This is a genomic window from Gulosibacter sp. 10, assembly GCF_900163695.1.
Lineage (GTDB): Bacteria > Actinomycetota > Actinomycetes > Actinomycetales > Microbacteriaceae > Gulosibacter.
Window position 1 is genome coordinate 12,553 of record NZ_FUIC01000046.1, and the last position, 24,882, is coordinate 37,434.

21 protein-coding genes are annotated in these 24,882 nt (G+C 72.4%); 14 read left to right on the top strand and 7 right to left on the bottom strand.

The window, feature by feature from the left end; genetic code table 11:
• Nucleotides 1-455 precede the first annotated feature (455 nt).
• Nucleotides 456-2,525 carry a DUF222 domain-containing protein gene (locus FM112_RS15295; RefSeq protein WP_176386866.1) on the top strand — a complete coding sequence of 690 codons (2,070 nt, stop codon included), beginning with the start codon at nucleotides 456-458 and terminating at the stop codon, nucleotides 2,523-2,525.
• A gap of 224 nt (nucleotides 2,526-2,749) precedes the next feature.
• On the opposite strand, the gene FM112_RS15300 is transcribed toward FM112_RS15295, so the two are convergent.
• Nucleotides 2,750-3,529 carry a response regulator transcription factor gene (locus FM112_RS15300; protein WP_087009175.1) on the bottom strand — a complete coding sequence of 260 codons (780 nt, stop codon included), beginning with the start codon at nucleotides 3,527-3,529 and terminating at the stop codon, nucleotides 2,750-2,752.
• Nucleotides 3,529-4,743 carry a sensor histidine kinase gene (locus FM112_RS15305; RefSeq protein ID WP_176386867.1) on the bottom strand — a complete coding sequence of 405 codons (1,215 nt, stop codon included), beginning with the start codon at nucleotides 4,741-4,743 and terminating at the stop codon, nucleotides 3,529-3,531. Before FM112_RS15305 ends, FM112_RS15300 begins: the two co-directional genes overlap by 1 nt.
• A 449-nt stretch (nucleotides 4,744-5,192) precedes the next feature.
• On the opposite strand from FM112_RS15305, the gene FM112_RS15310 reads away from it, so the two are divergent.
• The 12 genes from FM112_RS15310 (at nucleotide 5,193) to FM112_RS15370 (ending at nucleotide 20,245) form a co-directional block, all read left to right on the top strand.
• On the top strand, nucleotides 5,193-5,930 hold the full coding sequence (locus tag FM112_RS15310) for an ABC transporter ATP-binding protein (protein WP_087009178.1): 738 nt from the start codon (nucleotides 5,193-5,195) through the stop codon (nucleotides 5,928-5,930).
• A gap of 278 nt (nucleotides 5,931-6,208) precedes the next feature.
• A complete protein-coding gene (locus FM112_RS15315; protein ID WP_176386868.1) occupies nucleotides 6,209-7,525 on the top strand; it encodes an FtsX-like permease family protein in 1,317 nt (438 codons plus the stop codon).
• A gap of 59 nt (nucleotides 7,526-7,584) precedes the next feature.
• Entirely contained in the window at nucleotides 7,585-8,787 is a 1,203-nt protein-coding gene (locus FM112_RS17330; protein ID WP_176386869.1) for a glycosyltransferase, read from the top strand.
• Entirely contained in the window at nucleotides 8,777-9,667 is an 891-nt protein-coding gene (locus FM112_RS15330; protein ID WP_176386870.1) for an alpha/beta fold hydrolase, read from the top strand. The genes FM112_RS17330 and FM112_RS15330 overlap by 11 nt, the downstream gene beginning before the upstream one ends.
• Nucleotides 9,668-9,865: 198 nt before the next feature.
• Nucleotides 9,866-10,825, top strand: coding sequence for an NADP-dependent oxidoreductase (locus tag FM112_RS15335; protein WP_087009185.1), 960 nt, complete (start codon nucleotides 9,866-9,868; stop codon nucleotides 10,823-10,825).
• 698 nt (nucleotides 10,826-11,523) lie between these two features.
• A complete protein-coding gene (locus FM112_RS15340) occupies nucleotides 11,524-13,446 on the top strand; it encodes a heavy metal translocating P-type ATPase (protein WP_217874624.1) in 1,923 nt (640 codons plus the stop codon).
• 38 nt (nucleotides 13,447-13,484) lie between these two features.
• On the top strand, nucleotides 13,485-14,138 hold the full coding sequence (locus FM112_RS17000) for a hypothetical protein (protein ID WP_140400724.1): 654 nt from the start codon (nucleotides 13,485-13,487) through the stop codon (nucleotides 14,136-14,138).
• A 98-nt stretch (nucleotides 14,139-14,236) separates the two neighbouring features.
• Complete coding sequence (locus FM112_RS15350; RefSeq protein WP_087009192.1) at nucleotides 14,237-15,817, top strand: serine hydrolase; 1,581 nt, start codon at nucleotides 14,237-14,239, stop codon at nucleotides 15,815-15,817.
• A 287-nt stretch (nucleotides 15,818-16,104) separates the two neighbouring features.
• Nucleotides 16,105-16,980, top strand: a complete 876-nt coding sequence (locus tag FM112_RS15355) for an SMP-30/gluconolactonase/LRE family protein (protein WP_087009211.1) — start codon at nucleotides 16,105-16,107, stop codon at nucleotides 16,978-16,980.
• Between the two features lie 34 nt (nucleotides 16,981-17,014).
• The gene (locus FM112_RS15360; RefSeq protein ID WP_087009194.1) at nucleotides 17,015-18,067 is read left to right on the top strand and encodes a glucose 1-dehydrogenase; all 1,053 of its coding nucleotides are present in this window, start codon (nucleotides 17,015-17,017) and stop codon (nucleotides 18,065-18,067) included.
• A 169-nt stretch (nucleotides 18,068-18,236) separates the two neighbouring features.
• Entirely contained in the window at nucleotides 18,237-19,241 is a 1,005-nt protein-coding gene (locus FM112_RS15365) for an Ldh family oxidoreductase (RefSeq protein ID WP_176386871.1), read from the top strand.
• A 5-nt stretch (nucleotides 19,242-19,246) separates the two neighbouring features.
• Nucleotides 19,247-20,245: a proline racemase family protein gene (locus tag FM112_RS15370; protein WP_087009213.1), complete on the top strand. Its 999-nt coding sequence runs from the start codon at nucleotides 19,247-19,249 to the stop codon at nucleotides 20,243-20,245.
• A gap of 68 nt (nucleotides 20,246-20,313) precedes the next feature.
• Here FM112_RS15370 and FM112_RS15375 read toward each other — a convergent pair whose 3' ends face one another.
• Entirely contained in the window at nucleotides 20,314-21,360 is a 1,047-nt protein-coding gene (locus FM112_RS15375; protein ID WP_087009198.1) for a hemolysin family protein, read from the bottom strand.
• Nucleotides 21,357-22,718 (bottom strand): hemolysin family protein, encoded by a 1,362-nt coding sequence (locus FM112_RS15380; protein WP_087009200.1) that lies wholly within the window; start codon nucleotides 22,716-22,718, stop codon nucleotides 21,357-21,359. The genes FM112_RS15375 and FM112_RS15380 overlap by 4 nt, the downstream gene beginning before the upstream one ends.
• 211 nt (nucleotides 22,719-22,929) lie before the next feature.
• Between FM112_RS15380 and FM112_RS15385 the strand changes: the two genes are divergently transcribed.
• A complete protein-coding gene (locus FM112_RS15385; protein WP_087009202.1) occupies nucleotides 22,930-23,316 on the top strand; it encodes a hypothetical protein in 387 nt (128 codons plus the stop codon).
• Nucleotides 23,317-23,351: 35 nt separating this feature from the next.
• Here the strand turns inward: FM112_RS15385 and FM112_RS15390 are convergent, their stop codons facing one another.
• From FM112_RS15390 to FM112_RS17335, 3 genes are all read right to left on the bottom strand, one after another.
• Nucleotides 23,352-24,116: a DUF3592 domain-containing protein gene (locus FM112_RS15390; protein ID WP_087009204.1), complete on the bottom strand. Its 765-nt coding sequence runs from the start codon at nucleotides 24,114-24,116 to the stop codon at nucleotides 23,352-23,354.
• Nucleotides 24,113-24,610 carry a hypothetical protein gene (locus FM112_RS15395; RefSeq protein WP_087009206.1) on the bottom strand — a complete coding sequence of 166 codons (498 nt, stop codon included), beginning with the start codon at nucleotides 24,608-24,610 and terminating at the stop codon, nucleotides 24,113-24,115. The genes FM112_RS15390 and FM112_RS15395 overlap by 4 nt, the downstream gene beginning before the upstream one ends.
• Nucleotides 24,607-24,882, bottom strand: a 276-nt coding sequence (locus FM112_RS17335) for a hypothetical protein (RefSeq protein ID WP_176386872.1), incomplete at its 5' end; no start/stop codon positions are given. The genes FM112_RS15395 and FM112_RS17335, both read right to left, overlap by 4 nt.

Consider the following 24,882-nt stretch of genomic DNA (forward strand, 5'->3'; position numbering starts at 1 on the left):
GCACGTGGATCGATCCGGCACGTGCACGTCCTCGATCTCGCCATCACCACCAGCACCGCGAGCGAGCGGGCCGGTGCATTCGGCACTGGCAATCTGCGCGCATCTGCGCCGCAGGGTTCCGGTACCCCCGCACCTTCGACTCGACCTGCCTGCGAACTCATACGGCCTTCACCTGCCGAGTCGAGGCCTACCTGCCCCCAAGTCGGGGATGTCGGTGGGTCGTGGTCTACTGCAGTCATGGACCCGAACCCGCTGTTATCCCTCCGGAAGTACGCCGGAATACCGGCCGGCAAACGCCACGGGGACGGCAGCGCGGCGGCGGCTGCGCGGGCGGGAACACGCGGGGTTGAAGTCGCTGCGGGGTTATCCACAGCCCGAAGAAAACAGCGACCCGCGTAGTAGAATGAATGCACGAATACCGCAGGCAAGCAGACCGTATGCGAGGGGGTGGGACGATGACCACGACGAACACCGGCACCACGGGCGCCGGCACCGCAGGCGCGGCGGGCAACACGGGTACCACTGGCACCACGGATGCACCCACCTCAGACGGTGGCACTTCTCCCGCCAACGCCCGTAGCAGCGCAGGCAACGCCTCCGGGAATGACCGGCCCCGCCAGGGCGCTTCCTCTCGCCCTGTGGGGACTCCGGAACACCTCAAGGGCGGTACCCGCACCCCGGCAGCCATGCACAACCGGCGACTGCTCCTGGACGCCCTCGGTCACGCGGCAAAACTTCGGGCTTCCGCGGAAGCCCTCGAAGCCCAGTTGTTGGCGGCCTCGTATGAGCACTGCCGGGAGATCACCGCCGGCCACGGCCCTGACGCGTTCGAGCAAGAACTGAAGTCCCTCGCGGCAGAGATCGGTGCGGTTACCCGCACCAGTGACCGCACGGTCTCGGCGAAGCTCAACGCAGCACCCGCCCTGGAGGCGCGCTATCCCCGCACCGCCGAAGCCTGGGGGCAAGGCGCCATCAGCACCGGGCACGTACGCGTGATCGAGCGCTGCGGCGACGGCCTCACCCGTCCCGAGTCGATCCGCGCGTATGAGGAACTCGTCGTTGCCAAAGCCCTCGAAACCACCCCGGGCCGGTTACGGGTGTATGCGAAGCGTGTCGCGGCGGACCTGGAACCCGAGGAAACCGAGCAGCGTCTTCGCCAGGCGCAGGACGACCGCCGGGTGTGGGTGCAGGACGAGCCCGACGGCATGTGCCAGCTCTCCGCGTTGTTGCCCGCAGTCGTGGGTGCAGGGATCTTCGACCGGCTCACCCAGACAGCGAAACAACTTCACGGCGCAGACCAGCATCCGGACGAGGAACGCACCTTCGACCAGGCCCGCGCCGACGTGCTCGCGGACCTGCTCCTCACCGGGCAGATCGCCCCGGGCTCCCCGAACCATGTCGCGAAACCAATCCAAGCGACCGTTGCGATCACGGTACCCGCGATCTCGTTGATCACCGCAGACCGAGCCGCAACGACCGCAACGACCATGAGTGCCTCAGTCGACCCGGTCGCAACCGTGCCGAGTCCCGTCGCGCAGGACAGCGACACCGCCCATACACGACCCGACACCAGCACCAGCGTGAGCACCAGCGTGAGCACGCCTGCTTTCGCCGCGCACATGACCGCCACCGGCACTCCCCCGACGACCACGGACGTCGACTCCTCCGGCCTTTCCCCTTGCGGTCCGACGACGATGCCCATCCACGAGACGACCACGACGCCCATCACCGGACAGCCCAAACAAGCCGAGCAGAACGCTCCCGGAAACCCGATTCCACTGACCGCGTTCACGGGCCCTGCGGAACTCGCCGGCCGCACCCCGATCCCGATCCACACCGCCCTCGAGTTCTGCGGGGACACGGCGACCTGGTACCGGGTCCTCACCGACCCGGTCCACGGCACCCCATTGACCGCGGAGACCTACCGGCCGCCCGCCGCGCTGCGCCGACTACTCCAGATCCGGGACGTGACCTGCGTGGCCCCGGGTTGTCGCCGGTTGGCGAAGGACTGCGATATCGACCACACGACCCCCTGGGCCGCAGGCGGGCCCACGAAATACGAGAACCTCGCCGTGCTATGCCGTGGGCATCACACGATGCGTGAGGCCGGGTGGGTGCTGGAGCAGGATGGTCCCGGGCGGATGGTGTGGGTGTCGCCGACCGGGCAGCGGTTCGTCGAATACGAAGACCACGTCGCCCCAGGACTCCGCCACACCGGACAACGCCACCGCGCCGGCGAGCAGCATGCCGACCGATACCACGCCGAACCATCGCAGTACCCGGTCCAGCAACACGCAGGACAGCAGCCCTCGGGACGTCAACATCCGGGACGGCAACACACGGGACACCAGAACGCAGCACATCAGCACGCGGCACATCAGCGCACGAACCGACAGCACACGGAACAACAGCGCGCAGAACGGGACTCCCGCGATCAACGCCACACAGTGCGCAGCCATATGCGTCGAAACACCAGGCATCAGCCAGCCTCTGCACCGCCGGGAGACGACCCGCCGCCGTTCTAACTCGCCCTCTCGGCCATCCGCCGAACCCCCGGCTTCCGCTGCCCGATAGCGCGTCGCTATCGCTATAGCTGGCCTGCACGCCAACCGCTTCCCCGCGCGTTGGCGGCCCGCTCCACGCATCGGGGGCGTGTGTCATCCGGTGAATTCACGCCCCAACGCTCAAGCCACCGGATCAACGGCACCTCACTCGATCACCGCGTCGAGGCCCCTCATGACTCCGGAGGCTAGGGCGCAACGCCCAACTCATAACCCAGAATCACCGCATGCACCCGATCGCGCAAATGCAGCTTCGCGAAGATCGAGTTGATATGCGACTTCACCGTCGACGGCGCGAGCGTGAACTCCACGGCGATCTCGGCATTGGTCGACCCGCGCACCACCGCTTCGAAGACATCCCGCTCACGCGGACTCAACGAGCCCAGCACCGCCTGCCGCCGAGCCTCCCGCGCCACCCGGGCCTCCAGGACCTCCGGCGCCTCCCGATCATCGGCAAGGGCACGGCGCTCCTCCTCCGAATATCCCTTCCGTCCTCCGAATCCCGCTCCCTCCACGGGCTGCGGCTCGTCTCCCCGGACGTAATGCTCCAGCAGCCGCGCCGTGACCCGCGGCGCCACCACCGCCGCGCCCGAGGCCACGGTCTTCACCGCCTCGACCAGCGCCTCGGGCCTGATGCTCTTGAGCAGGAACGCGCTCGCCCCGGCCCGCAGTCCGCCGAACGCGTACTCGTCCAGGTCGAAGGTTGTCAACACGATCACCCTCGCCCCCGCATGCCGCTCGACAATCATTCGCGTCGCCTCGATGCCGCCCATCCCCGGCATGCGCACATCCATCAGCACCACATCGGGACCGCACCGGTCCACCAGCTCCACGCCCAGCTCACCGCGCTCCGCCTCGCCCACAACCTCGATGCCGTCATCCGAATCGAGAATCAGCGCGATGCCCGCCCGCTCGAGCGGCTGGTCGTCCACCACGACCACGCGGATGACCGATCTCGACTCCCCCATCACCGATCCCCCTCGCCAAGCGGCAGCACCGCGCGCGTACGCCACCCGGTGCTCGGCGCTCCATCGCCAGTGGGCACCGGACCTGCCTCCAAAGCACCGCCGAACGCCTCCGCCCGCTCCCGCATCGCCCGCAGACCGACCCCGCCGGAGCGCTCGCTCGAATCCTTCGGCCTTCCGTTATCCGTGACCGCGATCACAAGATTCCCGCCGTCCCGTTCGACGACCGCCTCCACATAGGTCGCACCCGCCGAATGCCGGAGCGTGTTCGTCAGCGACTCGCGGAGGATCCGGTAGGCCGTGGTGCGCAGCGCTGGATCCCCCGGCAGCTCCGACTCGCCCCCGAGCAGCACGACCGGCAGCCCCGCCGACCGGAACCCCTCGACCAGCTCCTCGAGCGAGGGCAGATTGTGCCCCGACCGCTCGAGATCGACGTCGAGGCTGCCGTCGCCGTCCCGGAGCACCCGCAGAATCCGCTGCATCTCCTCGAGCGCCTGCGAGCCGACCTCGCCCAGCTGCTCGAGCGCATCCCGCGCCCGCTGCGGATGCTTCTCCCAGCCCGACCGCGCCCCGCCCGCGAGCGCGACCATCACCGTCACCGAATGCGCCACCACGTCGTGCATCTCCGCAGTGATCCGCGCCCGCTCCGCCGCGGCCGCGCGCTCCTCCCGCGCCGCGATCAGCTCCTCGAGCGCGAGCCGGCGCGCACGGCTCGCGCGCACCGCGATCCCGATCGCGAGCGCCACCAGCGAGCCCGGCTGCAGCAGCACCCTGGCGCCCTGCTCGCGCAGGCCGAGGAGCATCAGCACGACGGACACCGCGAAGATCACCGCCTCGCCGGCGAGATAGCCGAGGATCGCGGTGCGCAGCCGGCGCCGGGACGCGAGCGTGTAGACCGTGACGTCGCTCTCGAAGAACGCCACACTCGTCCCCGTCCAGGCCACCGGGTTGAGCGCGGCGAGCGCGGCGACGACCACCAGCACCGTCGCCGGATGCGAACGCCGCCACCACAGCGCCAAGCCGATCGCGGCCACGCACGCGAAACCGAGCCAGACGTACGGCGGTCGGTTCAGCACGAGCACGAAGACCGTGGGGACGGTGCACACCACGATCGCGAGCACGTCGAAGATCCTCGGCCGACGGCCGAACCACTCCGCGATACTCGAGCGCCGCAGGAGGCGCTCCTGCGGCACCTGCGGCGCGGGCTCGATGTGCACACTCGCCTCCTCTCGGCCGCGATGCCGCGGCTCGTCGCATGACGGCGAGACCGCATCCCGCCGAAGAACCTCGTGCCGCATCGCCACGAATCGTCGATACCGACGCTAGGCGACTCCGCCCGGCAGGACCACCACCCGCGGGTGGAGGCCGTTTCCGCCGGCTCCATCGAATCCCACCCACGGCTGGTGCCCCCGCCCCCGACGCGATTCCTAGCGTTGCAGGCATCGGCGAATCGCGCCGAACAGAACAGCTCGAACAGCAAGAACAGCAAGAACAGCAAATCACGCCGAACCGCCGATGCGCCAAGGTACCGGCACGACGACGACCGCCGCACGACAGCGACGGTCCGCGCACCCCATCACGGCCGACGCACTCATGACGGCCGGCACACCCATGACCGCCGATCGGCGACACCCACGAGAACCACCGCAACGCAAGGAGCCCCACGATGAGCACTCCCGTCCGCAGCCCGCAGGGCGGCAGTCCCTGCACCCGCAGCTCCGGATGGCTGCTGCGCGCCGAGCGCGTCGGCAAGACGTTCGGACAGACCAGCGCCCTGGTCGACGCGACCTTCGAGCTCGCCCCCGGCGAGGCGGTGGCCGTCATGGGCCCGAGCGGATCCGGCAAATCCACGCTGCTGCACGTGCTCGCCGGCATCCTCGCCCCGGATTCGGGCACGGTGATCGTGCGCCGAACCGACGGCGAGGGCATCGACGACCTCGCCGCGCTGCCGGACGCCGCGCGCTCCGGCTTCCGGCTCCGCCGCTTCGGATTCGTGTTCCAGCAGGGCCTCCTGCTGCCCGAGCTCACCGCGGCGGAGAACGTCGCACTGCCGCTGCTGCTCTCCGGCACCGCCCGCGCCGAGGCGGAGGCCCGCGCCGAGCACCTGCTCGGGCGACTCGGCATCGGCGGCTTCGGCGGCAGGCGGATCGGCGCGCTGTCCGGCGGGCAGGCGCAGCGGGTCGCGATCGCGAGGGCGCTCTCGACGGAGCCGTCGATCGTCTTCGCCGACGAGCCGACCGGCGCCCTCGACTCGCGCACCGCGGACGGCGTCCTCGGCGCGCTCCTGGAGACGCGCGGGCAGGACGGCCGCGCGCTCGTGGTCGTCACCCACGACGAGCGCGTCGCCGCACGCTGCGACCGCACCGTGCGCCTCCACGACGGCCGAATCGAGGCCGGGCGATGAACGAGGACACGACGGGCGGGAGCACGACGAGCGAGAGCGCCGCAAGCGGGAGCACAACAAGCGAGAACACCACAAGCGAGAGCACGATGAACCAGAGCACGATGAGCGGCCTCGCGACCGACAGCCGCGAGACGAGCCGGACCGGGACGAGCCGGACCGGGACGAGCCGAACCGGGACAAGCCGACCCGGGACAAGCCGACCCGGGACGAGCCGACCCGCGCTGAGCAGCCGCAAAACGAGAGGTCGCAAGACGAGCGGCCGCGCGACCTGGATGCTCGTGCGCCCGCGCCGGGGCTCGGCAGTCGTCGTCCGGCTGCAGCTGATCGCTGCCGGCGTCACGACCCTCCTGACCTTCGCCGTCGCCGCTCTCGTCGCCGTGTTCTGGCGGGTGCCCGCCGACGAGATCGGGTACCGCGTGCTCGCCCTCGCGCTCGCCGGGCTGCTGCTCGTGCCGCTCATCACCCTCGGAACCGCCGCCGCCCGTCTCGCGGTCCGCAGCCGCGAGGATCGGCTCGCCACGCTCCGGCTGCTCGGAGCCACCGCGGGCCGGGTCCGCCGCATCGCGGTCGCCGAGGTCGCGCTCATCGCCGCCATCGGCGTCGCGCTCGGCACCCTGCTCGCCATCCCGCTCCCCTGGGCGCTGAGCCTCCTGAGCGTGTACGGACGGCCGCTCGCGCCCGAGGACCTCCTGCTGCCGTGGTGGCTGGTCGTCGCCATCCCGCCCGCGCTCATCGGCATCGCGACGGCGAGCGGGGCGCTCGGGCTGCGTCGGGTCGTCGTCTCCCCGCTCGGCGTGCGGATGCGCCAGCAGCAGCCCCGCATGAGCGTGCTGCGCGTCGTCGCGGCCCTCCTCGTCGTCGGCGCCGCCGTGCTCGTCATGCAGACCGTCTCGCCGGGATGGGGCGTCGTCGTGATCATCGGCGCCATCGCCGCCGCCGTGGTCGCCGTGATGGCGGTGCTCGGGGTGGTCGGCCCGTTCCTCGTGACGCTCGTCGCCCGCCGCCGCGCGGCCCGCACCCAGGACGCCGCGACCCTGATCGCGATGCGCGGCGTCCTCGACGATCCGCGGTCCGCCTGGCGAGGGGTCTCGGCGCTCGCACTCGCCTCGTTCGTCCTCGTCCCGGCAGGCAGCATGCTCGGCTACCTCGAGATGATCCGCGGGAGCAAGAGCCGCGAGATCATGACCCGCGATCAGCTCCTGCTCTTCGCCGACGCCCGCACGATGCTCATCGCCATGGCCGCCGTCTCGTTCCTCGTCGTCGCCTGCCAGGTGGCGATCACCCAGACGGCCTCGATCGTGGAGCGGCGCGACCTCTACACAGCGCTCGACCGGCTGGGCATGCCGCTCGACCAGCTCGACCGCGCCCGCCGCATCCGCGTCGCCATGCCCGCCCGCGTCGCCGTCATCGGCGCCGTCGGCATCGCCGTGGCGGTCGCGTTCTGGCTCGTGATCATCGCCGCGGTCACCGCGCCCCTGTTCCTCGTCGGCGTGGGCGTACTCCTCCTCGCAGGGCTGCTGCTCATCCGGCTCGGGGTCGGGAGCACCAGGCCGGTCCTGCGCCAGGTGCTCGCCGCGCCGGCGCGCGGCGAGTGATCCCGGCCTCGAGCCCCCGCACACCCGCGAAATCCCGCACACCCTCGACCAGGAGCAGCATGCGCATCGCCTTCTTCAGCGACCAGCACCCCGGCACGCTCGGCGGACTGCAGACCTCGATCGCCCTGCAGCGCACGCACCTCGAACGGCTCGGCCACCGGGTCACCGTCTGCGCGCCCGACTCCCGCCACGTCGCCAACCCCGGCCACGTGCGCCCGCACGACGTGATCCTGCGCGCCAGACAGGTCGGAGAGCACTCGTTCAGCCTCGCCGGGGACCGGTACGCGACGGCCATCGACGCCGAGTTCTCGCGCCTGCCCCCGGTCGACCTCGTCCACGTCCAGGCCGACGTGTGGGGAGCCTGGAACGGCTACCGGTTCGCGGACCGCCACGAGCTGCCGATCGTCCACACCATGCACACGAACATCGAGGAGGGGCTGCCCGCGATCATGCCCTTCCCCCGCGCCTGCTTCCGGCTGCTCTTCGCCGCCCAGCAGCGATACGTGGCGGGGCGCCCCATCCGGAGCGTGGCGGAGTACGCGACCGCCTTCGCCGAGCGCGCCGATGCCCTCATCGCGCCGAGCGAGCACTTCGCGGATCGCCTTCGCGGGTACGGTGTGGCGCGGGAGATCCACGTGCTGCCCACCGGCGTGGACGATCCCACGATCGACGTCCTCCGCAGGTTCCGGAGGCCTCGCCGCGGTCGGCCGGTGCTCGTGTGGCCAGGTCGGATCAGCCGCGAGAAGCGGCTCCACGAGTTCCTCGCCGCCTTCGCCCGAGTCCGGCACGACGCCGAGGTCCACGTCTACGGCTCGGGCCCCGATTCCGCCCGCTGCAGGCAGTTCGCGGAGCAGTCGGGGCTCGGCGGCAGGGTCCGGTTCTTCGGGGCCGTCGATCACCTCGCCGCGCTCACCGCGATGCGGGACGCCGAAGCCGTCGTGCAGAGCTCCGTGGGCTACGAGACGCAGGGGCTCACAGCCTACGAGGCCGCGTCGCTCGGCACCCCGACCCTGCTCCGGGATCGGACGCTCGCGCGCGACCTCCCCGCGCCCCTCCGGTTCGCGGCCGCGGACACCGCGGTCGGCTCCTTCGCGGTGCTGATCGAAGAGTTCCTCCGGCTCGACCGCCGGCGCCGGTCGCGGCCCGCGCCCACCGATCGATTCCTCCAGAGCGCGCTCTCCGAGCGGGCGGAGCTGCTCTACCGGCTCGCCATCGAAGCCCATGCGCGGAAGCGCTCCCCGGGCGGCGGCCGTGCGCGCTGATCCGGGCCGCGAATCGCCCCGGCGAATCGTGCGGGAGGTCGACGGGAGCGAGACCGTCGTCTTCGACTACGGCCCCGAGCGCTCCGCCGCGATCCTCGCCGTGCACGGCTTCCGCGGCACGCACTACGGACTCGACCCGCTCGCGCGAGCCCTCGCCGCGAAGGGATTCCGGGTCCTCGTGCCGGATCTTCCGGGCTGCGGCGAATCCGCGCCCTTACGGGGCCGGCACGACGCCGCCGGCTACGGCGACTGGCTCGACGCCCTGGCCCGCGGGATCGGCGGCCCGGCCGTGCTGCTCGGGCACTCGTTCGGCAGCGTGATCGCCGCCGCCGCAATCGCCCGCGGCGCCGAATGCCGCGGCACCGTGCTCGTCAACCCCATCCTGTCGCAGCCGCTCGACGGGCCCCGCCGCATCGCCACCGCGGCGGCCCGCGGCTACTACCGGCTCGCGGCCCTGCTCCCCGAGCGGATCGGGACGATGCTGCTGGCGAGCCGCGCCGTCGCCTCGCTGACGGGCGGGATGCTCGCCTCCGTCCGGAGCCCGGGCCTGCGCCGCTGGATCGGGGCCGAGCACCGCCGGCAGGCGGGCACGTTCCACGACCGCGCCGTCGTCCTCGAGACGTTCGCCGCCGCGAGCGGCTCGACGGTCCCCATGTTCGCGGACGGGATCGACGTGCCGACGCTCCTCCTCTGCGGCGAGCGCGACCCGCTGCACCCGCGCCCGTCCGCAGGCATTCCGTCCCCAGGCATTCCTTCCCCGGACGACGACGCCCAAGCCCTCCGCGTCATCCCGCGGCGAGGCCACCTGCTGCCCTACGAGGCGCCCGGGCTGCTCGCCGAGTGCATCGGCGACTGGATCCGCGAGCGGCTCGCGGGCTGACCGCGCGCGATTGGTGCGACGGGCATGATGCGCGCGCGGCGCGACGCACTCCCGCCTCCCGTCCGTGCAGGCCTTCCCGTCTGTGTCGGCGTATGACGCGACCGCGGAACACATCCCGCCCCGCCCGCCGTTGCATCGGGTACGGCGACGCGGGATTCCCACCGCCCCGCCGTGATCCGAACGAGCAAGGAGAGCAGCATGACCAGAATCGTCCAGTACTCCGAGAACGGCGACGTCGACCGGCTCCGCATCGAGGAGGCCGACACGCCGCGGACGGGGCCCGGCCAGGTGCGCGTGCGCGTGCTCTACGCCGGCCTGAACCCGGTCGATTGGAAGATCCTCGGCGGCGCCTTCGGCGCGGTCGACGGCACGTCCGGCATCGGCGCGGACTTCTCCGGCGTCGTCGACGAGGTCGGCGACGGCATCGAGGACTTCGCGCCCGGCGACCTCGTCTTCGGCGGGCTCCCCCACCACGCTCAGGCCGAGCACCTCCTCATCGAGGACCCCGACGAGCGGCTCGACAAGGTCCCGGCCGGGCTCGGCATCGACACCGCCGCCGGGCTCTACATCGCCGGCCGCACCGCCATCGCGGGAATCCGCGCGATCGCCCCGACCGAGGGCGAGACCGTCTACGTCTCCGGCGCATCCGGCGGCGTCGGGATCATCGCCGCGCAGATCGCACGCGACCTCGGCGCGCGAGTCATCGGCAGCGCGAGCGAGGCGAACCACGCGCTGCTGCGCTCCCTCGGCATCGAGCCGATCGCCTACGGCGAGGGCATCGAGGACCGCCTCCGCGAGGCGGCGCCCGAGGGCATCCGCGCCGCCTACTCGACGCAGGACGCCGCCGAGCTCGACCTGCTGATCGACCTCGGCGTCCCCGCCGGACGCATCGTGTCGATCGGCGCCGGTCCCGGCGTCGTCGAGAGCCACGGCGTGCGGACCGACGGCGAGGCGAAGGCGCGGCGGGAGGACCTCCGCTGGCTCGCGCAGGCGATCGCGTACGGGCACATCCACGTCCCGGTCGCGCGGGTCTTCGCGCTCGACGAGGTGCAGGAGGCCTACCGCCACCTGCAGCAGGCGCACCCCGCCGGCAAGGTCCTGCTCCGGGTGGAGGCGAAGCCGCTCACGCCCGAGCAGCGCGCGGCCGTCATCGGCTAGCGCGCCGCACCGGCGGGCTGTACGGACGGGTTGCACGGGCCGGTCGTACGGGCGGGACGCGCCGGATGCGTCGGCATCGGGCGCGGCCCTCCCGCGCGCACCGTTCCCCTCCCGCGCGTTCCGCCCGCGCCCCGCCCGGGCGCCATGGTCGGGGTGCCCGGCTCGGATGCCCAGTCCGGATGCCGAGTCCGAGTGCCCCGACCCGGTTGATTCATACCCTCCAGGGGTATACGGTCGAAGTGATCCCTCCGTGAGGGAACCTCCCTCGCGCGAGCAGTGCAATACCTGCCGGATCGGCAGGAGTACGGGAGGAGCGCGGCATGCACGACGAGCACACGACGCACGGGCACGCAGGGCACGGGCAAGCACAGCACGAGCACGCAGAACACGGACACGCGACGGCCCACGACGGGCACGACGCCCCGGACCCCGGCGGCCGGAGTGAGCACGAGCACCACACGGGACACGGCGGCCAGGCCTCGGCGCACGCCGGGCACGAAGGCCACGGCGAGCATCCGGGGCATAACGCTCACGCAGGGCATAACGCCCACGCAGGGCACGATGCCCACACGGGCCACGACGGTCACGCGGACCACAGCGGGCATAGCGGCCATGGCGGGCACGAGGGCCACGAGGGCCACGGCGGTCACGCGGGGCATGCCGGCCACGTCGCGCAGTTCCGCCGGCTGTTCTGGATCATGCTCATCCTCGCGGTGCCGGTGGTCGGCTTCAACACGATGTTCTCGCACCTGCTCGGCTACCACCTGCCCGACGCCGAATGGATCCGCTGGATCTCCCCGGTGCTCGGCACGGTCGTCTACGTCTGGGGCGGCCATCCCTTCCTCACGGGCGCGCTCGACGAGCTGCGCGACCGCAAGCCGGGCATGATGCTGCTGATCGGCCTCGCCATCACGGTCGCCTTCCTCGCCTCCTGGGGATCGACGCTCGGCCTGCTCGACGAGGAGCTCGACTTCTGGTGGGAGCTCGCCCTGCTCGTGGTGATCATGCTGCTCGGGCACTGGCTCGAAATGCGGTCGCTCGCGCAGACCACCTCGGCGCTCGACTCGCTCGCCGCGCTGCTCCCCGACGAGGCCGAGCGGGTCGAGGGCGAGGAGACCGTGACGGTATCCCCCGCCGACCTCGAGGTGGGCGACGTCGTCGTCGTGCGCCCCGGCTCCTCCGTCCCCGCGGACGGCGAGATCGTGGACGGCAGCGCCTCCATGGACGAGTCGATGGTCACCGGCGAGTCGAGGACGGTGCGGCGCGAGCCCGGCGACCGCGTCGTCGCCGGCACCGTGGCCACCGACTCCGGGCTGCGCGTCCAGGTCACCGCCATCGGCGACGACACCGCGCTCGCCGGCATCCGCAAGCTCGTCTCCGACGCCCAGGCCTCCTCCTCCCGCGCCCAGCGGATCGCCGACACCGCCGCGGCCTGGCTGTTCTGGTTCGCCCTCGGCGCGGCCATCGTCACCGCGATCGTCTGGGCCGCGGTCGGGATGCCCGAGGAGGCGGTGGTGCGCACGATCACGGTGCTCGTGATCGCCTGCCCGCACGCGCTCGGCCTCGCGATCCCCCTCGTCGTCTCCATCGCCACCGAACGTGCAGCGCGCGCCGGCGTGCTCGTCAAGGACCGCCTCGCGCTCGAGTCGATGCGCACGGTGGATGCGGTGCTCTTCGACAAGACGGGCACGCTGACCAAGGGCGAGCCGACCGTCACCGCGGTCGAGCCCGCCGAGGGGCGCGACGAGGACGAGGTGCTCGCGCTCGCCGCCGCCGCGGAGGCCGACAGCGAGCATCCGCTCGCCCGGGCCATCGTCGGCGCCGCCACCGAGCGCGAGCTGACCGTGCCCGGCGCCCAGGACTTCTCCTCCTCCCCCGCCGTCGGGGTGAAGGCGACGGTGGACGGGAGCACCGTCGAGGTGGGCGGCCCGTACCTGCTCGAATCGCGGGAGGCCGAGGAGCTCGGCGTGGCCGACAGTTGGCGCGAGGAGGGCGCGATCATCCTGCACGTGCTCGTCGACGGCGAGGTCGTCGGCGCGCTCCGGCTCGCCGACGAGATCCGCCCCGAATCGCGTCAGGCGGTGGATGCGCTTCACGCGCGGGGCACCCAGGTGGTCATGATCACGGGCGACGCCCGGGCGGTGGCGGACACCGTGGCGTCCGAGCTCGGCATCGACCGGGTCTTCGCCGGCGTGCGCCCCGAGGACAAGGCCGCCAAGGTCGCCGAGCTGCAGGACGAGGGCCGCACGGTGGCCATGGTCGGCGACGGCGTGAACGACGCCCCCGCCCTCGCCCAGGCGGACGTGGGCATCGCGATCGGCGCCGGCACCGACGTCGCCATCGGCTCGGCGGGCGTCATCCTCGCCTCCTCCGACCCGCGGGCCGTGCTCTCCGTCTTCGAGCTCTCGCGCGCCACCTACCGCAAGATGAAGCAGAACCTGTGGTGGGCCGCCGGCTACAACCTCATCTCGGTGCCGCTGGCCGCCGGCGTGCTCGCGCCGATCGGCTTCGTGCTGCCGATGAGCGTGGGCGCCATCCTCATGTCGGCCTCTACCGTCGTCGTCGCGCTCAACGCCCAGCTGCTGCGACGGCTCGACCTCGAGCCCGGGGCGCGGGAATAGCGCGGAGCCGTCCGCGACGCCGGTGGTATATTCCGGCCATGACGCCGGATCCGCACCAGCACCAGCCGCAGCACCCGAACTCGCAGCCGCAGCAGCAGTATTCGCAGCCGCAGCAGCACCCCCAGGACTCGTATCGGCCGGACTCGTATCAGCAGGCCTCCTACCAGCAAGACTCCTACCGGCAAGGCCCCTACCAGCAGCCGGCGCCGAACCCGCAGTACGGGCAGCCGGACGGTCGGGCGCCCCAGCCGTCAGCCGGAGCGCAGCCGCCAGCCGGAGCGCAGCCACCCGGAGGAGCGCAGCCGCGGCGACGCGCCCCGGCGGTGCTGATCGCCGCGACCGTCGCGGGCGTGGCCGGCCTGGTCATCGGCGGCCTCGGCGGCTTCCTGCTGTTCGGCGAGCGCGGCGGATCCGAGGATCGCGGCGAGCAGGTCATCGCCGAGGGCTGCGCCGTGCTCGAGCGGCTCGAGGACGAGTTCCCGCTCGGCGAGGACGCGCTCGCACTCGAGGATCCCCTCATCTTCGAGCTCGGCGGCGCGGGGCAGCTCTTCATGGCCGCCGACCGGGTCGACTCCGAGCTCGAACCCTTCTCGACCGCCGGACGCGACCTCGCGACGGCCACATCCCGCGTCGACCTCGCCGCGGCAGACGAGGCCGCGGCGGAGCTCCTCGAGCTCTGCGGGGCCCGCTGATCCGCGGGGCTCGCGTCGGCGGCATCCGCAGCACCCGTGCCGGCACCCGCGGTAGCCGCAGCATCCATCGCACCGCGAATCGAGGAGGCCCGCCCGTCATGGCGCCCGCATCCGCGCGTCACGCCCTCGCCGCGCTGTGCCTCGTGCTCCTGCTCGCCGCGCAGTGCGTCTTCGCCGCCCCGGCCACCGCGACGGCCGCCGAGCCCGGACCCCGCACCGACTCGAGTCCCGGCACCGATCCCGAGCTGACTGCGCTGCTCGACGAGTACCTGGCCGCCCAGCCGGCCACGAGCCTGAGCGCCGCGCTCATCGAGGACGGCGAGATCACGGCGGTCCTCGAGCACGGCGACGCGCAGCTCGACACGCCCTTCCACATCGCCTCCCTCTCGAAGTCCTTCACCGCGGCGACCGTGATGATCCTCGTCGACTGCGGGCTTGTCGACCTCGACGCCCCGGTCACCGACTACATCGCGGACTTCGAGCTCGCGGACGGCAGGCAGGACGAGATCACGGTGCGGATGCTGCTCTCGCACACCACCGGCCTCGGCCTGAAGACCTATCAGGAGAACGACGCCCCGGCGCCCGCCGACGGCGAGGAGCTCCTCGACCGGCTCGCGGAGGTGGAGCTCGCGCGCGAGCCCGGCGCCGCCCACGAGTACTTCAGCAGCAACTACTCGCTCGCGGCCCTCCTCGTCGAGCGCGTGACCGGCTCCTCCTTCGACGAAGTGCTGCGGGCCGAGCTCTTCGAGCCGCTCGGGATGCACGACTCGACCTCCGTGACCGCTTGCGGCGATCCGGCGGCGGGCACCGGCAGCGGCCACGCGCTCGCCTTCGGCAGCCCGCTGGCCGTCCCCGAGCCGCCCGGGCTGTGCCTCGGCACGGGCGGCGTCGTCTCCACTGCCGGCGACCTCGCGACCTGGCTGACCTTCATCGCCGATGGCGGGACGACGCCGGACGGCGCCCGGCTCATCGCCGAGACCTCGGTGCACGAGATGCTCTCGCCGCAGCCCGCGACCGAGGGCGCCGCGGGCGACTGGTACGGCCTCGGGTGGATCGGCGCGGAGCTCTCGGACGGCACCCCCGTCCTGAGCCACGGCGGCGCGCTCACCACCTGGTCCTCGCACATGACGCTGCTCGTCGACGAGGAGGGGCGCCCCACCGGCACGGCCGCGGTCGTGCTCGCCGATACCGCGAGCAGCCCAGCGCAGCTCGTCGGCGCGATGCTCGCGCATGCGACCGGACTCGACCAGCCCGAGTTCACTCGCGACGGGCGGCCCGCCGACGACTTCGTGCCCCTGGGCCTGAGCGTGCTCGCGCTCGGCCTCGCGCTGGGATGCGTCCTCCGCGCGCGGCGCTGGCCGGGGCTCCACCGGCGGCGCGGGGCGTTCGTCGGCGGGCTCCTCTGGCCGGTCGCCCTGGCGGCCATCGGCGTCGCGCTGCCCGTGTACCTCACCGCCCAGAAGTACGGCGCGCCCCTGAGCCTCGCGGGCGCGTGGCCCACCATGCTCGGCACCGCGCCCGTGGCCGTCCTGCTGTCGGGCTCGCTCGTGCTCGCCGGCGCGGGGGTGCTCATCGCCCGGTCGCTCGCGTGGGCGGCGCGCCGGCGCGCCGGGCGGTCGGATGATGAGGAGCCGCGCGGCGAGGAGCACCACGACGAGGGGTCCCGCCCCGCGCAGTGACGTCGGGCGAGCGACGTCACTGCGCGATGCCGTCGTACGGCTCAGGACTCCCGTCTGCCGGAGGCTCCGGCGATTCGCGCCACCGCCGACCGGTTCACCTTCTTGGTGAAGCAGCGGGCCGTTTTCCGGGTACTCATGATCTCGTCTCCCATCCTCGACCACGACCTTCGCGGGCCTCGCCACCATTCTCTGCGCAGGCGGAGGTCGCTGGCGGGCTCATCATCGCCGGCGAGGAGGAACCAGCCATTCTCTGCGCAGGCGGAGGTGGCTGGCCTAGCATGTGGCGCATGAAGGCAGCGCAGCATTCAGATCCGGTGGCGTTCCACGCCGAGGGCCCGCTCTGGTGGCCCGACGACGGCTCCGAGGTCGCCGGCATGCTGCGCTGGGTCGATCTGATCAACGGGCAGGTGCTCACCGATGCGCCGGCCGGCATCATCCGCGCGGACGTGGGCAGCTCCATCGCGGCCTTCCTCCGCCCCCGGCGCGGCGGCGGCGCGGTCGTGGCCACGGAGCACGGGCTGAGCATCGCCGACGATGCGCGGCTCGACGACCTGAAGCCGTTCGCCGAGCTCATCGACGACCCCGCCGTGCGCCTCAACGAGGGCGGCTGCGCCCCCGACGGGGCGCTGCTGGTCGGCGCGATGCGCTACGACGCCGCACCGGGCGGCGGGCGGCTCATCGAGATCCTTCCCGACGGCACGGCGAGCACGGTGCGCGAGGACGTGACCGTCTCGAACGGCATCGCCTGGAGCCCGGACGGCTCGCTCGCCTACTACAACGACACCCCCTCGCGGCAGACCGCGGTGTACTCGTGGGATCCCGAGCGCCGCCTGCACGACCCGAGGCGGTTCTTCGCCCTCGACGACGGGGACGACGCGGTGGGGCCCGACGGCCTCTGCGTGGACGTCGACGGCAATGTGTGGACCGCGATCTACGGCGGCTCGCGCGTCGAATGCCACGACCCGTCCGGCCGGCTCGTCGAGGTCGTCGAGCTGCCGGTCACGAACGTCACCGCCTGCGCGTTCGGCGGCGAGGGCTTCGACCGGCTGTTCATCACCACGAGCCGCGAGAACCTCGCCGACGACGAGCAGCCGGAGGCGGGGGCCGTGTTCGTCGCCGAGCCCGGCGTCCGGGGACTGCCCGTCCACCAGTTCGGCGGCTGAACCGGCCGTCGCGAAGCAGAGAAGAGGGATTGCGATGAAGGCCATCACCGTGGAGCCGGGACGTTCCGGCTCGATGCGCGTCGAGGAGATCGACGATCCGGTCCCGGGCGAGGGCGAGCTCCTCGTCGAGGGGCTCGTGCTCGGGGTCTGCGGCACCGACCGCGAGCTCAACGCGGGCGATTACGGCTGGGCGCCCGAGGGCGCCGACCGGCTCGTGATCGGCCACGAGTCGCTCGGCCGGGTCATCTCGGCGCCCGAGGGCTCGGAATTCCAGGAGGGAGACCTCATCGTCGGGGTGGTGCGCCGGCCCGACCCCGAGCCCTGCCAGGCCTGCGCGCACGGCGATTTCGACATGTGCCGCAACGGCGACTACCGCGAGCGCGGGATCAAGGAGATCCACGGCTTCGGGTCGCAGCGGTGGGTGGTCGACCAGCGCTTCGCCGTCAAGGTCGATCCGGAGCTCGGGCACGGCGGCGCGCTGCTCGAGCCCGCCTCGGTGGTCGCGAAGGCCTGGGATCAGGTGGAGCAGGTGGGCGCCCGCGCCTGGTTCGGCCCGGCCACGGCGGTCGTGGTCGGCGCGGGGCCGATCGGCCTGCTCGCCTCGCTCATCGGCGTGCAGAAGGGGCTCGACGTCCACGTGGTCGACCGGGTCGAGGAGGGGCTGAAGCCCGACCTCATCGCGCAGCTCGGCGCCACCTATCACAGCGCCGACGTCGGCGAGGTGCTCGACCGAGTGCGTCCCGACGTGGTCATCGAGACCACGGGCGCGGAGCCGGTGCTCGCGGCGGTGCTGGCGCGCACCCGTCCGTACGCGATCGTGTGCCTGCTCGGCATGGGCGTCACCCGCGAGCCGAGCAGCGTGCCGCTCGCCTCCACGGGGCGCGACATGGTGCTGAACAACGCGGTGCTCCTGGGCTCGGTGAACGCGAACGTGCGGCACTGGGAGATGGCCGCCGAAGCGCTCGCCGCGGCGGACAAGTCCTGGCTGGGCTCGCTGATCACCCGCACGGTGCCGCTGTCGGACCTCGGCGACGCCTTCGAGCCGCAGGAGGACGACATCAAGGTGATCGTCGACCTCCAGGCCTGAGCGAGCCGAGCACAGGCCGGAGCGAGCCCAAGCCGGAGTAAACACAGGCCGGAGTAAACACGGGCCGGAGCCGGGCCGAGGCTGACATAGCATGCCGGATGTCGGCCCCGCCCGGATTACCGAGGGCGTTCACAGCCGCACGGCCGCGCCGCTCCTAGTCTTGATTGACATGTCTTCGGAAACGCATGCCATCCGGCTCGCCCCGGCCGAGCTGAAGAACGACTGCATCGCGGCGGTCCGAGCCGCGGGAGGCGATGCGGCGACCGCCGAGGCCCTCGCCGAGGCGACCGTGCAGGCCGAGCTCCGGCGGAAGCCCGATGTCGGCGCGACGCATCTGCTCGACTACCTCGACGCGCTGCGGGACGGCCGGCTGAACGGCAGCCCGCATCCGCGGCTCGAGCAGCCGCGTCCCGCCGTGATCCGCGTGGACGCGGACGAGGGCGCGGCCCAGGTCTCCTTCCGGCAGGCGCTGCCGAGCCTCGTCCGGAGCGCCCGCGAGGTGGGCGTCGCCGCGCTCAGCATCAGCAACTCCTTCAGCACGGGCGAGCTCGCCCACTACACCACGCACGTCGCGGAGTCCGGGCTGCTGGCCCTCGCGTGCACGAACTCGCCGGCGCTCATGTCGGCCTTCGGGTCGCGCGAGCCGATCACCGGCACGAATCCGCTCTCCTTCGCGCTCCCCCATGCGCTCGGACCGCGCGTCTTCGACCAGGCCAGCAGCGAGACCGCCTGGGTATCGGTGCGCGACGCCGCCGAGAACGACGACGCCATCCCCCGCGGCTGGGCGCTCGACCCGGCGGGATCCCCCACCACCGACGCCGGGGAGGCGCTCGACGGCGCGCTGCTGCCCTTCGGCGGCGTGAAGGGCGCGAACATCGCGTTCATGGTCGAGATGCTCGCCGCGCTGTCCGGCGGCTCCTTCTCCATCGATGCGGCGCCCTTCGACAGCGGCGCCCGCTCCTCGCGGCTGGGCCTGTTCATCGCGGCGATCGACCCGGCGGCGTTCGACCCGGGCTTCGCGGACCGGGCCGAGGCCCATCACCAGCGGCTCGCCGACGCCCACGGCGTCGACTTCGGGCGGAGGAAGCGGCTGCCCGCCGAGATCGCGCTGCCGCGCGAGGTCCATGAGGCGCTCCGCAGCACCGCCCGCGCCGTGCCCGAGTCGAGCCGGTGAGCGGCATGCGATCCGACCGGCTCATCCAGACCGTCGAGGCCCACGTCGAGGGGCTTCCGGTGCGCGTCGTCACCGGCGGCGTCGGCGCGTTCCCCGGCGGGTCGATGTCCGAGCGCCGGGACTGGTTCATCGCGCATTCCGACGACCTGCGCACCTTCCTCATGTGCGAGCCGCGCGGCCACGGCTGGCTGTCCGGCGCGATCCTGCAGCCGCCCACCCGGAGCGATGCCGACTGGGGCGTGCTGTTCATCGAGGTCACCGGGGTGCTCCCCATGTGCGGCGCCGGCACGATGGCGGTCGCGACCGTGCTCGTCGAGACCGGCATGGTGCCGGTCGTGGAGCCCGTCACCACGATCCGCCTCGAGGCGCCGATCGGGCTCGTCACCGCCGAGGTGCGGGTGCGCGAGGGGCGCGCCGAATCGGTCACCATCCGCAACGTCGCCTCCTACGCCCACGAGCTCGACGCGGTGCTCGACGTGCCGGGATTCGGCGAGGTCGGCTGCGATATCGCCTTCGGCGGCAACTACTACGCCTTCGTCGAGGCGGCCGACCTCGGCATCCCCTTCGAGCGCGACCGCGTCGACGAGATCCTCGCGGCCGGCCGCGCGATCATGGCGGCGGTGAACGAGCAGCGGGAGCCCGTGCATCCCGAGACCGGCTATCGCGGCTGCGAGCACGCCGTGCTGCTCGCGCCCGGCTCCGACGCCCGGCTCACGCGCCACGCGCTCGTCAACGCGCCGGGCTGGCTCGACCGCTCCCCCGGCGGCACCGGCACGAGCGCGCGCATGGCGCAGCTCCACGCGCGCGGCCTGCTCGGGCTCCACGAGGAGTTCCGGAACGAGTCGTTCATCGGCACCGCCTTCGACGCCCGCCTCCTCGATGCGACCGCCGTCGGCGGGCACGAGGCGGTCCTCCCGTCGATCACCGGCCGGGCGTGGCTCACGGCCACCGCGCAGTACCTGCTGGACCCCGAGGACCCGTTCCCCGCGGGCTTCGTGCTGTAGCCGCTCGCGCGGCGAATCCGGGAGCGGCCACGGGGACGGGCGGATGCGGGATGCATCCGCCCGTCTCGCTAGCCGCTGTGCGCGGTGTCCTGCACCTCGCCGACGAGCTCCTCCACGATGTCCTCGAGGAAGAGGATGCCGACGACCTCGCCGTCTGCATCCTCGGCCCGCGCGAGATGCGCGCCGCGGGCGCGCAAGAAGTCGAGGGCGTCCTCGATCTCGGCATCCCGTCGCACCCCGGGCAGGGGCCGGATGCGATCGCTCGGGATGGGCGCATCGCGCACCTCCGGGGCCGAGAGGTCGAGCACGTCCTTGAGGTGGACGTAGTGGCTCGGCTGCCCGTCCTCGGCGCGCAGCACGTACCGGGAGTAGCCCCGCTCGGCCACGGCGGCCTGGACCTGCCGCGGCGTGACGGTCGGCGGCAGCTGGACGATCTCCGCCAGCGGCACCGCGACCTCGTGCACGCGCTTCTCGGTGAACTCGAACGCGGCCGTGATCGTGCCGCCGGTGTCGGTGAGCGTGCCCTCGCGGGTCGACTGCTCGACGATGGTCGCGACCTGGTCGATCGTGTACGCGCTCGTCGCCTCGTCCTTGGGCTCCACCCGGAACAGCCGCAGCGCCATGTTCGCGATCCAGTTGAGCGACTTGATGACGACGCCGACGAGCCTCGAGACGAGCACGAGCGGCGGCGCGAGGATGAGCGCGGCGCGGTCGGGCACCGAGAACGCGAGGTTCTTCGGCACCATCTCGCCGAACACGACGTGGAGGAAGGTGACCAGCAGGAGCGCGATGACGAACGCGGTGACCGACACCATCTCGGCGGTCAGGCCGGTCCACGCGAGCAGCGGGTACTCGAGCAGGTGGTGGATGGCCGGCTCGGAGACGTTGAGGATCACGAGCGAGCAGACGGTGATGCCGAGCTGGCTCGTCGCCAGCATCAGGGTCGCGTGCTCCATCGCGTAGAGCGTGGTGCGCGCCGCCTTGCTGCCGGCGGCCGCGCGCGGCTCGATCTGCGAGCGGCGCGCGGAGATCACGGCGAACTCGGCGCCGACGAAGAAGCCGTTGACGATCAGCAGGACGACGAGCCAGATGAGGCCGGGGAGGTATTCGCTCACTGCTGGGCTCCCTTCTCGAACTCGTCCAGCACGCGCTCATGGGCGCCGAACGCGGGGTCGGTCTCGGGATCGTCCGAGCGGTAGCCGAGGCGCTCGATGCGCGCCCCGTCGATCTCCTCCACCCGCAGGCGGCCGTGCTCCAGCTCGATCTCCTCCCCGAGGTCGGGGATCCGCTCGAGCCGGTCGAACACGAAGCCCGCGACGGTCTCGTAGTCGTCGCTCTCGGGCACTCGCACGCCCGCGCGCGACCAGAGCTCGTCGGGGCGCAGGGAGGCGGGGAAAAGGATGGCGTCCTCGCCCGCCCGGATCTCGTCGTGCGGCTGGTCGTGCTCGTCGCGCACCTCGCCGAGCAGCTCCTCCACGAGGTCCTCGAGCGTCACGATGCCGGCGGTGCCGCCGTGCTCGTCCACGACCACCGCGAGCTGGAAGCTGCGGTTGCGGAGCACCTCGAGCAGCGTGCCCACTCCGGCGGTCTCGGGCACCTTGACGACCTCGGACATGAGTTCGCTCACGGGCGTGTAGCTGCGCCGCTCGAAGTCGATCGCGTAGGCGCTCTTGACGTGCACCACGCCGACGATGTCGTCGACGCCCTCGTCGGTGATCGGGAACCGCGAATGGCCGGTCTCCGAGGAGTGCTCGACGAGCTGCTCGACCGTGGCCGTGCGGGGCAGCATCATGGCCCTCACGCGGGGAGTCATCACCTCCTCGGCCGTGTGGGAGGAGAACTGCAGCGTGCGGTGCAGGATCGTGGCGTCGTCGCGGTCCAGCGCCCCCTCGAGCGCGGAGCGCTGCACGAGGAAGCTCAGCTCCTCGGCCGTGCGAGCCCCGGAGAGCTCCTCCTTGGGCTCGATGCCCATCGAGCGGATCACCCGGTTCGCGGTGCCGTTGAGCAGCAGCACGACGGGCTTGAAGATCCAGGTGAAGGCGATCTGGAAGGGGACGACGAGCTTGGCGGTGGCGAGCGGCACCGCGAGAGCGAAGTTCTTGGGGATCAGCTCGCCGAGGATCATCGAGAACAGCGTCGCGAGGACGATGGCGACGACCGCGCCGATGCCGGGCACCGCGACCTCGGGCAGTCCGAGGCCGAGGAGCGGCTGCCGCAGCAGCGAGCTGATCGCGGGTTCGAAGGTGTAGCCGGCCAGCAGCGTGGTGAGCGTGATGCCCAGCTGCGCCGAGGAGAGGTGGGTCGAGGTGACCTTCAACGCCGAGATCGTCGGGCCGAGCCGGCGTTCGCCGCGGGCGCGCCGCTGCTCCAGCTCGGGACGATCGAGGTTGACGAGGGCGAATTCGGACGCGACGAAGAGTCCCGTTCCGATCGTGAGCAGAACGCCCGCGACGATGCCCCATGTTTCGTTCATCGAAGCCCGTCCTCCATGTTCTCCGGGAGGGCGGGCTCGGGACTATGACTGCAACTGTCATCCATGGATGGAAAAGATAGGGCAAGAACCTGAACGACACGCCGCACGACCGGCGCGTCGCGAGGATCGGGCCCGCCGCGCTGCGCCGGTTCACGGCGCGGGCTCGGCTGCGCCTCGGGTTTCGACATCGTGCGGAGGCTACGGTGAACCCGTGACGACGCTCGAAGTGCTCGCGATGATCGGCGAGATCCTCGCCCTGATCGGCCTCTGCGCGGGCCTGCCGCTGCTCGTCCTCGGCGCCGCGCTCCGCGCCTCGGAGCGGGGCTGGGAGCCGACCGAGCTCGCGGTGACCAGGGCCGAGGGGCGGGCCCGCGTGCGCTGGTTCGCCGGCGGCGACTTCCGCGAGCGGCCGCTGCGCCGCGACGAGGAGCATCTCGACGACGGGCTGTACCGCGGATTCGTGAGCGGTCGGCGCCGGGGCCGGGTCCGCTTCGCGGCGCCGGCGAAGGGCGGCGGTCACTGCTGGGCGGCCGGGGCGACCCTCACCGCCGCCGGGGTGGTCGGGTTCGTCGTCTCGCTGCTGCCCATGTTCCTCTGAACGCCCCGGCGCCTCCGAGCGGACCGAGGCGCGGCTCAGTAGCGGCCGCGGGAGCGCCACTTCTTGGGGCGGCCGAGGTCCACGTAGATCGAGGAGCGGCGGCCGGGACGGTCCGGGTCGTAGCGCAGCTCGTACCGCTGGCCCACCTTGGGCGTGACGCCGGCGGAGAACGGGATCGCCGCCCGGTGCCAGCGCGTGGTGCCCTCGTCGTCGACGTACTGCAGCGTCGCCTCCCATCGGTGCACGTCCGAGGTCGTGCGCGTGACCACCTGCGTGACGACGGCGTCGGCGAGCGTTCCGCGCATGCGGCTCCACGCCTGGCGGCCGGTGCGCCGCGCCTTGATCCGCATGCAGATCGGGTGGATCGCGAGCACCGCCGCGCCGAGCACGGCGAGCACGATCGGGATCGTCGCGGACACCTCGGTGGTGGTCGAGGCGATCACCCCGCCGATGCCGCCGCCCAGCAGGGCGATGCCCGACGCGTAGGCGAGGAACCAGGCGGGCCCCTGCCCCGCGCGGTACCGATAGCCGAAGTCGGCGGCCGAGGCGGCCAGCAGCGGCAGGAGCACGAGCATGAAGAGGATCTCCGCCAGCCGCACCACCTGCTCGGGCACGCCCTCCACCCCCGTGAGCCGGTACTCGTTGCCCCAGTTGCTCCAGACGCCGCCCGCGAAGTACTGCGAACCGGCCCAGCCGAGGGCGATGCAGATGAAGAAGGAGACGATCCACAGCGCGATCGCCAGGTTCCGCAGCGGCCTCTCGCGCCGCCACCAGCGGTGGGCGGGGTTGACGGTGCTCATGCGTTTCGTCCTTTCCCGAGTGCCGCCTCGATCAGCGCGAGCAGCGCCGGCGCCGCGCCGCTCGCCCGCAGGACGTCGCCCGCCGACCGCAGCTCTTCCGCGTCGACGCCCCGGCTCAGCATCTCCGCGGCTTCGTCGCCGCTCACGGCGGGCGCCGCAGTTCCGGTCCGGATGCGCTGCTGCGTGGTCGTGGTGATGTCGGCGGCCGCGACCTCGCCGAGGATGGTCTCGACGTCGGTGCGCGCGAGCTCGCCCGCCCGGCGCTCGAGCTCCACCATCCGCTCGTAGGCGAGGGGGTTGCCCATCTTCACGCGCCGGGCGGAGATGAGCTGGGAGAGCATCGGCGCGCTGACGCCGAGCACCTGCGCGAGCCGGCGCTGCGGGATGCCGTAGGCCCGCCGCACCGCGCCGAGCCTCGCCTCGAGGGTGTCGCCGTACAGCTCGCACTGCGCCCGGCGGTTGGCGTGCACGGCCGGGTCCTCATGCGCCGTCATTCCGCCTCCCAGGTGAACCGGTCGCCCTCGCCGCGCACGCAGGTGAGCGTCGTGCCGTCGGAGGCGGCGGACTGCCGGCCCTCCTCGTGCCACCCGCAGGGCTCGCCGGAGCCCGCGAGCGCCGTCGGGCTCGGCGCGGGCTCCTCGGTCCCGGCGGCCAGCACGCCCAGGAGGACGGCGGTCACCAGCGCCGCGCCCGCGAGCAGGAACAGCATGACGGGGAGCCCCTCGACCGGCTGCTGCCGGAGCGGGGGGAGCCCCGGGCGGACGCG